Consider the following 14,853-nt stretch of genomic DNA (forward strand, 5'->3'; position numbering starts at 1 on the left):
GCGCGCTTATGATATTATTGCACTTGATATGACAGCAAATCTACGCTACCTACTATTACTACTTGCTTTCTTTACGGTTGCAACCTCTGAACTTTTTGCGCAGCCGCAACCGGACGGCACCCGCGGCATATATTTCAACGGCAGCACTTTTGTGCAAGTGCCGAACGATGCCAGCCTGAACCTAACCAACAATTTTACCATTGAAGCATGGGTAAAGTTGAGTGAAATACCGACGGGCTCTTCCGCACAAACCATCGTGAGCAAACGCGCCACCTCTTTGGGCGGTTATCAGTTCGGTATTACCGATGGCGGAAAACTTCGCCTGTCGCTGCCGGGGACGGCTGTACACATTACTCTCAATAACTACATCACCGATGTTAATCGCTGGTATCATGTGGCTGTGTCTTTCAGCAACATCATTAACGGTGTAAGGTTTTTTGTAAATGGCGCACCGGTAGAGCAACTTGACGGAACGGGGCTTCCCGGCATAGCAACCGACCCTATGCGCATAGGAGCGGACAATATTGGTTCAGGGAGTGATTTTTTTCTCGGACAGATGGACGGGGTGCGGATTTCAAGCTTTGTTCGCTATATCATCGGGTTTACTCCGCCTGTGAATCCGGCACCGGATATTAATACAGTAGCAGTTTACAACTTTGACGAAACGGCGGGACAAACCGTTACAGACCAAAGCATATTAGCCAACAACGGATGGTTAGGCACAAGTGCCGCACCGGAAACAAGCGATGCTATCAGGGCTATTCGCACCATCAATACCAACGACAGCGGCACAGGCAGCCTTCGACAGGCAGTATTGGACGCCAATTTTGATACAGATATCAACTTTCTGGATTTCAGCATTCCAAGCCCTGCACCGTGGGTGATTAACTTGACAAGCAATCTGCCATCTATCAACTCGCGGGTTATTGTGGATGGCACATCGCAGTTAGGCTGGTCGGAGACTTCATTGGTAGAATTAAACGGTGCGGGAATTTCCGTAGCTGATGCTTTGGGCTTTACTCTCGCGGCAGGTAGCGCATCAAGCGAAATTTACGGAATGGAGATTTACGGCTTTACGGCCGGGGCAGACGCGGCAGGCATCAGAATAGGAGCATCGGCCGATAACTGTATCATTGGGGCGGTGGATAAAAGAAACGTACTCCGAGATAATTTATCGGGTATCAACATTTTCGGCAGCATTACGGGGGGCACCATCGCACATAATTACATCGGACTTGATAACACGGGCAGCAGTGCACAAGCCAATACCAACGGCATTTTGATATCGCCTTCCTTAACAGTATCGGGTTTACAGATACTCAATAACGTAATTTCTGCCAATACCAACAATAACATTCGCGCCGTATCGGGCAACAACCTGATTATCAGGGGTAATAAAATTGGCACAAATGCAGCAGGCACAAGTGCTGCTTTTACACAAAATATCGGGATTTTTCTCGGAGGTACTACACTCAATGCAACCATAGGCGGTACGGCACCGACAGAAACCAATATCATTGGCGGGCACAACGGGCAGGGCATCCAATTGCTCGGCGGCGATAATCATACCGTTACGGGCAATCGGATTGGTACAGACCTTGGCGGCACAGCCAACTTTGGCAACGGCACCGGTATAGAAATTACTTTCAGTTCAACGGGAAACACCATCGGCTCGGCGGTGGCAGGCCAAGAAAACATCATTGCATTCAACGGCTTTGGCATCAACATCACCAACACAGGAGCGAATAACAACAACCGCATTACGCGAAACTCATTCTATTGCAACACAGGAGCAGCCATACGATTAGAAGGAGCCGGTTCAAATATCAACAAAACAGCACCTGTCATAACTTCTGCCAGTACAACAACCGTTTCGGGAACGGCAGCTGCCAACGATATTATTGAAATATTCAGAGATAACGCAACCGTTTGCGGTTTTGCCAATCAGGGGCGCGTTTATGTGGCAACCGTAACGGCAGATGCAGGCGGCAACTGGACTTACACAGGTTCATTTCCTGCGGGCAGCCGCATTACCGCAACCGCTACGGATGCAGCTAACAACACTTCGTCATTTTCAACAGCTTTTGCATTGCCCGCACCTTACACTACTATGGGCAGTGTGGTTTGGAATGTGAATGGCAACTGGTCGTTGGACGATGGCGTAACCGATTGCGGATGCAATCCTGCGGGACAAAACAATGTAACCGTCATCCTCCGCCATTTAGCAACCGTATCTAACGCGGGAGATATTGGTGTTAATAACACCATTGAACTGCAAGACAATGCCGAGTTATTCTTACAGGTTGAACCGACCAATCAAATTGCCGAAATCAGAACATCGGGTGCCATAACATCTGTGGCCAATTTGCGATTTGACTATGTGCCTGTGAGCAACAACGTAGTAGCACTCAACAATTTGGATAATACTAACCCGCTTGTGACCGTTATTTTCGGTGGCGGTGATGGTGCCATTCCTGCAAGGTTGGGAACAGAACTAACACCGAAGCCTTACCCTTCGGTAGTTATCTTATCGGGCAATAAAACCATGCAATTTCCTGCCGGGGTTGGTAATTACTTCATCAATGGAAACTTTTTCCTGAGTGGAGGCGCTTCATTAAGTTTTGATGCAGCCACTGCCGGTAATACACTGGAAATCAACGGTTCGCTTGCTACGGTAACAGGTGGCGCTACATTGAACGCCAACGACACAGAGGTTAAACTGATTATCAACTACACACTGCGCAACAGCGGCGGCACCGTCAATGGCTCTGTGGCAGGTTTGGAATTTTCAAACATTTCTACCGCCAACTATCAGCATGACACAAACGGTGGAAATATTCCGCTTGCCAATTGGGGATTAAACTCTTTCTGTAATGTTACGGGCGTAACAAACGTTATGCCCGGCGGTTGGGCGGGACAGACCTTCGGCAATTTGATATGGAACTGTGGCAATCAGAGTACCTATCTGGCTTTTAATGCCGATTTTGAGGTGGCGGGTACGTTCAGCGTTATTACTACGCGCAACCCCTCGTTCCCGTTAGGACTTTCAGTAGCAAGTACAGGCAGCTACACAATGAAAGTCAAAAACTTTGAAATGACTGCTCCAATCAACGATGCCAACTTTTACCCGTATGGTGGGGTGAATCCGGCAGATGTGGGGACGCTGGAAATCACAGGAGATTGCTCAATAACAGGCGGCGGCACGGGCGTATTAAGCAATATCGGTACAAGTCGCCTGCTATTTACGGGAAACACCAACAGCCTGTTGAGTTTCAACCCGGGGCTGACTTTTAACGGTGATGCAAGATGGGTATTTGAAGTGGATAAATCAGGCGGTGCAACAGTTGCTACCGCAAGTGATGTATCTGTTACGGTCAGCGGGTTTGGCACACCTGCCTCTTTCCTGCGACTGACCAACGGCATTTTCAATATTGACAATAACCATTCGGTAAATGTCAGCAATATTGAAGGCAGCGTCGGCATTCTGCAAATGAGCACGAACAGCCGATTGTTTCTGGAACAACACAATCCTTCGTTCAGCAACACGTTCAACGGCACAGTTAGTCTTGACCCTACCAGCCGCATTTTTTATCGTTCGGCCAATGAGCAGCGCATTTTTGTGCCGTCTTCGGGCAACTATGCCAACATCACATTAGATGGTGAAAATAACTCCACACCCGTCAGCAAAAACATAGACGGCAACATACAGGCAGCTTCTGTTGATATTATCAACAATGCCAACCTGAATTTTGAAGCCTCAACCGATGTACTGGTGCGCATCAATGGTGCTTTGACCAATACCCTTGGCCAAAGCACCATTACGCATAACATGGCAGGCTACAACCATACGCTGGAATTGCGGGGAACGGTCAATCAAGCAGATAATTTTGTTGTAACAGGTGCCGGTAACAGCAGCCATGTTATTTACGGCAGAACCGATGACCAACAAGTTTTTGCCTCACCTAATTATGTAGAACTTACCATTGACGGCGGCGGCACAAAAACACTGCAAGGCACCAGCGAAGTGGCCTACAAACTCAACTTGACCAATGGCAAACTACAATTAGGTACATTTGACCTTACCTATAACGGCACTCCCGCGAACCTTTCGGCAAGCAGTGCGGGATGGGTTGCTACCAACGGTTCAGGTAGATTTGTTCAGGGGGCAGCAGGAAGCAACTTGTTATTCCCCGTTGGCAGCGATGTAGCCTATCAGCCCGTGCGCTTGGCAACCGCTGTTGCCGGTTCTTCTGCACGCTTTGGCAACTCTACCCCCGGCCTTCCTGTCGGAAGCGTCGGCTCGTGGTTCATTGATAACCTGACAACCGATACAGACGTACTGATTGAAAATCCGCAGGGCGGTTCCATCATCTGGAACTTATCGGAGATTGGCCGCTACACAACTGCGTGGAATACACTTACTACCGCCTACCCTTCAACGAATGTGTATCAGGCTTTCTTGCCATCCACAGGCACAGTGCAGGAATTGGCAGTGATTGCATCAACGCCCGTAATACCTACACAACCCATAGGCAACAGAGGGCTGTACTTTGACGGTGCAGATGATTACATCAGTGCCGCCCCCATCGTTCTTTCCAACATGACCATGTCGGCATGGATTAAACCTGCTGCATGGGGCGGCGGTATTGTTTCAACCTTGGGAGAAAACGGAAGCGGCAATAACGGCTTTGCATTAGAAGTGGCAACCGATGGTCAGGTGGTTTTCAGTTTTGGAGAAGACGGCAACCGCGACTGGATATTTTCAGGTTTGACCAATGTTGTACCTGTCAATCAGTGGAGTCATGTTGCGGGCACCTACGAAGCGGCAACCAATACCATGCGCCTGTTCGTGAATGGCGTAGAAGTTGCTAACGGTCTTTCATTTCGCACCGCAGGCACTCGCATTGTCAGCATTGGCTCTGTTTTTACTTGGGGCTGGCGTTTCAACGGACAAATTGATGAGGTGCGCATTTTTGACACCGCACTTAATACCCCGCAAATTCAGGTAAACATGGGCAGCGCCGCGGTGAACGGGGCAGCGGCATTCTGGCGATTTGAGGAAGGCACAGGCAGCACTACCGCCGATGCAAGCCCGAACAGCAACACGGCTTCGCTGCCCGCAGCCCCTGAAAATCCCCTCTGGGCACTGCGCGTCATCAATACCGATGCGGCGGGCGCAGGCAGTTTCCGTCAGGTTATCACAGAGGCCAATACGCTTGCAGGACGCAACTACATAGATTTCAGCATCCCCGATACCGACCCCAATTATAGCACAGGTGTATGGACGATTCAATCCTCCGTTGGTGTGCCTGACAACGTGCTTGACGGCAGCATCATTGACGGCTACTCTGCTTTCGGCTCTGCACCGGCCACAACAGGCACGCCTGCAACCATCGTTATACAGTTGCAACAGCCTACCGCAGGCAACACCTTACAACTGGCCGGTACGCAACCTGTAACGGTCAGGGGCTTGTCCATTGCTCAAAGCGTATCTAACGGTTTGGCTGCCTTGTGGCTTTCGGGCACGGCAGGACATATTGTGCAAGGCAATCACATCGGCGTAAATGCAGCAGGCAATGTGCCGTTCCCTGCTGCAACCAGTGGGAGCCTTGTGATACAATCAAGCGCGAACAATATAGTAGGCGGAATTGCACCCGCAGCCCGCAATATAATCAGCGGTGCAGACAACTACGGCATCCGCATAGACGGGTTTACCCCGTCAGCCAATAACCAGATTTTGGGCAATTATATCGGCGTAGCTGCCGATGGCACAACGCCTTTACCCAACGGCAACAGCGGCATCTTTATTAATTCCGCTGCCACAAACAACCTAATCGGCAACGGCGCTCCCACCGGAAGAAACATTATTGCCAATAATATCGGATGGGGTGTAGAAATTACAGGAGTAAGCGTGAACAATACCGTCAGCAACAATCACATCTACGCCAACGTTGCAGGCGGCATTTTGGTACAGGCAGGTTCTAACAACGACAAAGCAGCACCCGTACTTACTACCTTCTCCCCTACGCAGTTATCGGGTACATGCGTAGCAGGTGATATTGTAGAGGTATTTTCCGACAGCCCGCAAACAGGCACAACCAATCAGGGGCGGCAGTTTTTGGGGCAAGCAACTGTTGTAGGTACAACATGGACGCTGAACGGCACTTTTACGGCAGGAACGCGCTACACGGCAACAGCCACAGATGCAACAGGCAGCACTTCTCCTTTCTCGGCAGCACTACCCTTTGATTTTACCACCGCACAGTCGGGCAACTGGAACGACCCTGCCACATGGGCAGGAGGGAATGTTCCGCCTGCGGGTTCCAATATCACGATTGTAAACAGCCACACCGTTACGGCCGATGTCAATGTCAATATCAACAGCCTCATTATTGAGCCCAATGCAGCACTGAATATGAGCAACTTCGCGCTGACCATACCTGCCGTATCTTTGGGCGGTACATTGGACTTGGGCACAGGTGCGCATACGCTGAGTGCAGTTACCGACAACGGCGGAGCGGGGCAACTTATCGCCAATGACAATGCCACTGCCGCAGTCATCGGGTCGCTTACAGGCGATTTTTTTGATGTGGCGGGAAATACCGTCGTTTTTGCAGGTTCGGGCAGCTACACGCTTCCGATTCGCAACTATCCTACATTAAAAGTAACAGGCACGGGTATCCGAACCGTGCCTACGGGCAGCCCGATTGTCGTATCGGGGCACATTGTCAATAATGCAAGCGGCGCGGAGCTCAATATCAATGCAGAGGTTACGTTGCCCATTACAGGCCTTTTACCGCATCTGATACAAGGCACAAGCGGCAACACCCTCAGATTCAACAACAGCCTTACGGCTTTGGGCGATGTACAGGTTACAGGCAATGCCAACTGCGAAGTCAATGGTGTGCTGACCGTTACGGGAGGCTTATTTGAAAATCAGAATCCGCTGTTCAGCATCGGTACGGGAGGCGATATTACAGGCACCGGCACTTTCCGCAATTTGGCTACCGTGCTTTATCAATCGGCCAATACACCTTCCGTCAGTACGCTGAATGTCTCCACTGTTCCCAACCGTTTTATTTATGCCAACGGAACAGCCGCAGTAGCTGCCGTTAATTACGATGTATTGGCCATCAGAGGCAACCGTTTGAGCAATGCGGGCATTATTAGCGCCAATGCGATAGAATTGGACAATGCCGCCACCGCTACTGAATGGACGCTCAACAACGGCTCAACTGTCGTCATTAACGGCAATCTGACATTGGACAATGCCAATGGCGCAATACTTGATTTAGGAACGGGCAATGCAACCGTAGTGGTAAACGGCAACTTGCTGGGTGCTGCCGCCAACTCCGAAATACGCAGCTTCCCGGGAACGGGCAATGCACACTTGCTCGAGTTGAAAGGCGCAATCAACACGGTAGCCCTTTACGATGCTTCGGGCGATGCTACCGTCCGCTACAACGGTGCCAATCAGCAGGTGTTTGGCTCATTTGACTACATGTTCGTGGAAATTACGGGCGGCGGAGTTAAATCTTTGCAGGATGAAGCAAGCATTAACGGGCAGCTGCGTTTGCTCAACGGCAGGCTGCAACTCAACAACCACAACCTGACGCTCGCCAACCCGATTGTAGCCGACCAACTCACGGGCATATTTGCCAACAGTTGGATACAAACCAACGGCAGCGGCAGGCTGATTCGTCAGGGTGCGGGTGCGAATGTGGTGTTCCCCGTGGGAGATGCTACGGCAGCGCGTCCCGTAACCGTGGCTACTACCGCAACAGGCAATACAGAAGTTGCATTTACCAACACCATCAGCCCGACTGTTACGGCCGCCAATATCGCGGCAGGCATGTGGAGCATCAACTCGCCTGCCATTGCAACCAATCTGACCTTTGCCGGTGTTGGCGGAACGGCTAATAGTACTTCTGAAATTTACAGTTCCAACAGCCCGTGGGTGTTAGTGCCTACGCTGCCTGCAAGGCCGCCCTATACCACGGCAAGCCCTGTAACATTCAGCGGCACATCGCAAAACTTTACCGTATTTTCCAATGCCTGTATAACGCCTGTCATTAGCGCGGTGCAGGACGAAAGCGCTTTCCTTTGCTCGCCAACTTTGGGAAGAGTTACCATCCGCCTGCAAGAAGCCTCTGTTACCACAGGTGCGCTGTACGATATAGACCTCAACGGCGACGGCATTTGGGAGCGCACCAATGTTTTGCCGTTGAACACCTCTGTATTGTTGGCGGATAACTTGGCAGCAGGAACCGTTATTAATAACCCAAGGGTACGGGTTGCGGGTTCAAGCTGTGTTTCCGCCCCCTTCCCTTTCAATCTGACCATCAGCAGCAAAAAGCCTGTCATTCTGGCTGCGGAAATTACCCGCCCTATCTCATGCGCCACCTCCGATGGCAAACTATTGCTGCGCATTCGCAACGGTGTTGTCAATGGGTTTTATCACGTAGATTTGAACAACGACGGTATCAACGAATTCAGCAACCTGCGCCTCCGAAGCGACAGCACTATTTCAGTAGAAGGAATCGCTGAAAAAACACCGCTGCCTGCCGTTAAGGTAACTTATGCCATCAGCAGTTGCGCATCAGAGGCGTTGCCGCTGAGCCAAGTAATGCCCGATGCCATCCGCCCTGCGGTGAATTTAGCCGTAACAGGTGAAACGGAAGCCGACCCCGACGAAATCATCGCTATTCGCGTACAAGACATTCAGGCAGGAGTCAGCTATCGCCTGATGCGCGACACCGTACAGATAGGACAACCGCAAAGCGGCACGGCCGGAGCTACCCTTACTTTCAATACCGAACCACTCCTCCGCAACTCTGTCTATCACATCCTTGCCAAAAAAATTGACTCGGGTTGTGAGGTTGAGCTGGAACAGAAAATCAGTATTCGGGTGTATCACGAAGTAACCGATTCGCTCACATTGGTGGCACTTTACAACAGCGCCAACGGTGCAAACTGGCAACCCGTGTGGAATCTACGAACCCCTGTGCGCACATGGCACGGTGTAAGTGTTCGCAAAGGGCGGGTTGTTTCCTTAGGCCTGAACGGTAAAGGGCTGGCAGGCATTATCAATCCTGTTTTGCAGTTACCCCGACTGAACACACTCCATGTGGCTAATAACCGTTTGGAGTTTGATGCTTTTGAGAACGTGCTTCCTGCCTTGACAAATCGTGGAATGGCACTTGTTTTTTCACCGCAAGCACCTGTTAATGAAGAACTTACCATCACAGAGTTTGAAACCAAAACCGTAACGCTGCGCACTACCGCAAGAGGCACGCGTAATACTTACCAATGGTTCAAAGACGGCCGCCCGTTGACAGGCAGTACGGCCTCGGAACTCACCTTGCGCAACCTGAACATACGGGATACGGGCGTTTACCATTGTGAAGTGCGCAACCCCGAAGCGCCCGGATTGGTTATCCAACGCCGCCGCATTACGCTGAATGTGCTGCAATACATGCGCTCACAAACCGATTCGTTAGTGCTGGTAGAGCTTTACCGCACACTCGGCGGCGATAACTGGATTCAGCGTTTTGACTTCCGCAATCCTGTGGCTACTTGGCCGGGTATTCAGACCACCAACGGACGCGTAACGGGTATTAACCTGTCCAACAACAACCTCACAGGTGAAATTCCCGATATTTTCATTGAACTGCGCGGGCTGGGCATTCTGGACGATTTGGAGTACCTCAACCTGTCTAATAACAAAATCACGGGGCGCATTCCCGAATCGCTGACCAACCACCGCAAACTCACCTATTTAGACCTGAGTTTCAATCTTTTAGAAGGAGATATTCCTGCTTATATCGGTGCTTTTGCAGAATTGCGCACCCTTTGGCTGTCGGGCAATCGCTTTACAAGCCTGCCGCGTGAAATTGGGCAGTTGAGCAAGCTCACCAACCTGCTGCTGGACGGCAACCTGCTGGCACAAATCCCCGATGAAATCGGGCAGTTGCGCAACCTGCAAATTCTGCGCATGAGCGGCAACCGCCTGCGTACCGTTCCCTCATCCGTCTCAGGTACTTTTGGCAGCCTGAAAATATTGGGTCTGGCAGACAACAACATAGAGTCGCTTCCTGCTGTTTTTGAAAGCCTGCCTGATGGATTGGAGCAACTGCTGCTGCACAATAACCGCCTGTCGGTTGTACCGCTCAACACTGCCGACCGACCGCGCCTGCAACTGCTTACCATCTATGGCAACCGCATGGACTTTGGCCTCATTGAGCCGCTGATGCTTCGTTTCCGCGACCGTCGGAGTGCGGCAGAAGTGCTCTATGCGCCACAAGCACCCATCGGAACAGCAGGTGAACTGACCGTACAAAACGGACAGGCATTTACCCTGACCATCCGCACAGGAGGCACGGCCAACCGCTACCGATGGTTCAAAGACAATAATCCGGTGGACAATGACTTAAACATTGCAGATTATACCATCGCGCGTTCGCAAGCCGATGATACGGGCAGCTATCGGGTACAAGTTACCAACCCCAACGCCCCCGATTTGACCTTGGTAAGCCTTCCTGTGCAAGTGCAAATAACTTGTGCTACGGCAGCAACTTTTACCATACGTGCACAAGGGGCTACCGAACTCTGCGGTAATGAACCTTTTACCACTGTTTTGCAAGTAACGGGCATGGAAAATGCCGCTGAAATCCGCTGGTTACGCAATGGCAGTCTGCTGGCAGGCGTGCAAGGGCGCAACTTTACCCCGCAAACAGCAGGCAGATATCGCGCAATGGTACGCACCGAAGGCGCTAACTGTTTTGCTGTCAGCAGTAACGAAATTGAGATTCAGATATCGGAAAATATCAGTACGGCACTGACAGTGGCACAAGGCGGCAGGCTGTTTGTACAAGTGGCAGGCAATCCCGCCGTACAGCGCTATGAGTGGTTCCGCAATGGTCAGTTGATAGCCTCCACTATCTCACGTGAGTTTACCGCCGAGCAGGCAGGCAATTACAGCGTCAGCCTGATTACTTCCAACGGTTGTCGCTTTACTTCTGCGGTAGTTGCTGTGGATAATACCATCGTCGGCATAGAAGAGTGGCCGACAGTGGTTCCTTTGCGCTTGTACCCCAACCCTGCCCGCGACCAATTACAGATTCAAAGTTCATTGCTGAAAATAGAAGACTGTAAGGTATTTAATGCACTGGGGCAGCAGCTGTCCGTTCGGGCAGAGAAGCAACTGCCGCATGAGTGGCTGTTAGATATCGGCGGGTTGGTACCCGGTGCTTACTTGCTGCGTTGCCGCACCCAGCAAGGCGACATATGGCTGAAATGGATTAAGGAGTAGGCGGTGGCGTATTTTCTCGCTCAAACTCTTCAATCAGGCAGGTTTTATCTACTATCTGATGAATCATTTCATCCAGTTGGGTGATGCTTATGTGTAATTTGTCCATAACCTCTTTGTTGAAGGGATCATTCAGGTCGTCATAATTAAAAATACTGAGCAAGCCCATGATATTGGCTACAGGCCTTCTGATTTCGTGCGACTGTATGTAGGCAATTTCTTTGAGTACCGCGTTTTGCTTCTCTATGTAGCTCACATACTTTTTAAGGTCTGTGATATCTGCCAGCAAAATGGTAACGCCTATTATCTGCTCTTCTTCGTAAACAGGGTTGTACTCCACACGAAACCAGCGGGAAGGTGCAAATGCTTCATGGAAAAACTCGCGTTCCATTACAAAAGACTTGCCTTGCAACACTTGCTCAAAAATCTGTTCAAAGCCGGCCAGTTCTTCCTTGGTACGGAAATATTGCTTAAAGTTCTCTCCTGCAATTAATTCCCGCCCGTGCAGTATCTGTGCGTTGCGGGCTGCCATCTTGTTGAAAAACAGCAGATTAGCCTGCGTATCCAGAAAAAATATCACCTGTCCGGTATTGTCAAAAATGGCCTTTAACTGTTGCTGTTTGTTTTGCAGGCGATATTGCGAAGAGGCTATCTCTTCCGATTGACTCCGCAACTCCTCGTTTTGCTGTGCCAACTCCTCATTGAGTTCTTGCAGTTGTGCATTGGCTTGTCTTACTTCCTGAACCTTCTCCTCAACTTTCAAGTTCAATTCCGCATTTTGGACTTCCAACTGCGCACTCTGATTCGCAATTTGCTCAATCAGAAAATTGCGGAAATTATGTGCCTGTTGAATTTCGGAGTTGTCCCACCGCACCGCACGATTGCGCACCGTTTCTTCCCACTTCTCAAAGGACTTGCGCGGGCTGAGGCGAAAACCGTCCTCGCCGGGCAATAGCAATACTTTTTCCGCAGGATTGCCGCCCCACGTAATCGTTTGTATGGTTTCGGGTTTAAACCATATGATGTAGCGCTTTTCGTATTGAGAAAGCCGAATGGCAAGTATACCACTGGCAACACTCGCGTGCCTGCCTGCAATGGGGAAATGTTTTTGCAGGCTGTCCGTATAAAATATATTCTCGCCGTGATAAGTGAATAACCATTGAACGATTTCCCGAATAACCTCTTTGGGTGGCAGCAAGCCCGTTCCCATAGAGTTATTCTCCCACCAAATAACAACGCCGGAAGCAGAGTTGAGCTTCAGCAGCAACGAAAGATCATGCAAAAGCCCGTTAATAACGCTGCGCTCGCGGGCAATGTGCTTGATGATTTCCTTTTCGTAGGACTGCACCTGAATATGGTGGCGTTGTGCATTGACATTTTCCACCATTTCAATCTGATATGCCGCAATGCTACCGACATGCTCCAATAATAAACGGAGTTTGCTGTCAATAAATTTTTCATGATAATGGTGGCAAGTCAGCAGCCCCCACAGCTTGTTATTGATGATAATGGAAATCACCAGCGTAGCCTTTACGCCCATATTTTGCAAATACTCCACATGGATGGGAGATACGCTCCTGAGAAATGACTTGGACAAATCCAAAGGCTCTTTTGTCTTTGGATTTATTTGCGGCACTATATCCACCGGCACATAATCTACGTCAGGAATCATTCGCAGCACATTGGTCAAGTAAAGTTTACGTGCTTGTGCCGGTATATCGCTTGCAGGAAAATGATGCCCAAAGAAAGAATACAGCTCAGGCCTGCGCGATTCGGCTATGATTTTCCCGTTCCATTCTTCATCAAACTGGTAAACCATTACCCGGTCATAGGATGTTATCTGGCGGACATTGCGGGCAAGCACATCACACAACTCGTTTACCTGATGGCAGGCTTTCAGGCTCTGCATCAGATGGTTGGTGGCACTGTAATAATCGGTAGATTGTAAATAAAATTTTCGGACTGTTTCGCACTCAATAATGAGCACTCCCTGCTGCCAAATATGGAGCACACTCTGGTAGCTCTTGCCGTTTTGAAACTCCAACTCAATCGGATTGATAAATATGAGTTGGTCTTTTTGCAGAGCAGTCGTAATCTGCAAAAGGGTGTAAGTTGTCAGCAAATCCGACAGCGGTTTGCCTAACGCCGCATCAGGTGTTACACCTATATATTCCTCCGTATTATTGCTGCACTGTGTAACAGTCAGCGTATCCACATCTACCGCCAGTAAAAACCCGAAAGGTTGAATTTTACCGGGTATATGGATAGGCTCACGGTCGCAATTAGATAAGTCTATAACAGTATCAGAAAAGGGCAATTCAGACGCTTCCATCAAAAAAAATTGACAATTATTAGTCTTGTGTCGATACAATAAACTTTTGTAGCAATATAACAAATGACAAGCAAAAAATTCATCTTTCATTCCGCTTTTTGTTTTCTTTTGTATATTTGTATCGCTTACGATATAATCGCAAAAGACAAATGAAAACAACTCTTATGCAAACTGTATTTCGGGTACTGTTAGGTATATTAATGGTATTGCCCGGCGTTGGTCATCTTACTTTCCAACGGCAGGAGTTTTTGGCGCAGGTTCCTCGCTGGCTGCCCAATGACCCTGCTTTTATGGATTTTGTTGTGCTTGCCTCCGGCGTAGTTGAAATTGCGCTTGGGCTGGCTATGATTTTCTGGGAGCGCCGCAAAGTTCAGGTGGGCATTGCGCTGGCTATTTTCTACGTACTGATTTTCCCGGGTAATATTTCGCAGTACACCAACGGCATCAGTGCATTTGGGCTGGATACGGATACCAAGCGATTGGTGCGCTTGTTCTTCCAACCCGTCCTGATTCTGTGGGCTTTGTGGAGTACGGGGGCGCTGCATTATCTGATAAGCAAGCGGCACATGTCAAAAAGGTGATTTGGCATCCAAAGGCTACCTTTGCCGAAAACCGATTAGCAGGCATGGAACACGACGGCACTTCGCTTTATTTGGAAAATCAGTTATGTTTTCCTTTGTATGCCGCTGCAAGGCTCACCAACCAGATTTACACGCCTTTTCTGAAAGCGTTAGACCTCACCTACCCGCAATATCTCGTGCTGCTGGTTTTGTGGCAGTTCGGCAGCCGGTCGGTCCATGAAATTGGTGAGCAACTGCTACTGGAATCAAACACACTGACTCCTCTTTTGAAGAGATTAGAAGAAAAACAAATCGTACAGAGAAGCAGGTCTGCCGATGATGAACGCGTGGTAATGGTTACACTTACGGAAAAAGGGCAACGATTGAAGTCGGATGCCATACACATCCCCGAAAAAATTATCAACTCGTTCCGCAACGATTCCATCAGCACAGAAGAAATTACTGACTTGCAAAAGACCCTGCACAAACTTATTCGCGTACTCGGCGAACAGTTGAAATAATGCCGAAATGCGTGTTAATCAGGTGTGTGGATTATACAAAAGTGCAAGAGGTTTACGAAAAATCGTTTGTATAAATTATTGAAAAACAAATATTTAAAATACCGGCAGGGACTTTGTCCGATGACAGATTTT

Annotated in this window: 4 protein-coding genes; 3 read left to right on the forward strand and 1 reads right to left on the reverse strand. The window is 49.5% G+C overall.

The window, feature by feature from the left end:
• Positions 1–28 precede the first annotated feature (28 nt).
• Positions 29–11,311 (forward strand): LamG-like jellyroll fold domain-containing protein, encoded by an 11,283-nt coding sequence (locus tag NDK19_RS03505; protein WP_250630450.1) that lies wholly within the window; start codon positions 29–31, stop codon positions 11,309–11,311.
• Here NDK19_RS03505 and NDK19_RS03510 read toward each other — a convergent pair.
• Positions 11,301–13,640, reverse strand: a complete 2,340-nt coding sequence (locus tag NDK19_RS03510) for a GAF domain-containing protein (protein WP_250630451.1) — start codon at positions 13,638–13,640, stop codon at positions 11,301–11,303. The genes NDK19_RS03505 and NDK19_RS03510 overlap by 11 nt on opposite strands.
• Positions 13,641–13,804: 164 nt before the next feature.
• Here NDK19_RS03510 and NDK19_RS03515 point away from each other — a divergent pair, with 164 nt between their 5' ends.
• Both NDK19_RS03515 and NDK19_RS03520 read left to right on the forward strand, forming a co-directional pair.
• Positions 13,805–14,221, forward strand: coding sequence for a DoxX family protein (locus NDK19_RS03515; protein ID WP_250630452.1), 417 nt, complete (start codon positions 13,805–13,807; stop codon positions 14,219–14,221).
• Positions 14,218–14,721 (forward strand): MarR family winged helix-turn-helix transcriptional regulator, encoded by a 504-nt coding sequence (locus tag NDK19_RS03520; RefSeq protein ID WP_250630453.1) that lies wholly within the window; start codon positions 14,218–14,220, stop codon positions 14,719–14,721. Before NDK19_RS03515 ends, NDK19_RS03520 begins: the two co-directional genes overlap by 4 nt.
• The last annotated feature ends 132 nt before the right edge of the window (positions 14,722–14,853 follow it).

Origin of the sequence: Rhodoflexus caldus (assembly GCF_021206925.1) — a bacterium.
Taxonomy (GTDB): domain Bacteria; phylum Bacteroidota; class Bacteroidia; order Cytophagales; family Thermoflexibacteraceae; genus Rhodoflexus; species Rhodoflexus caldus.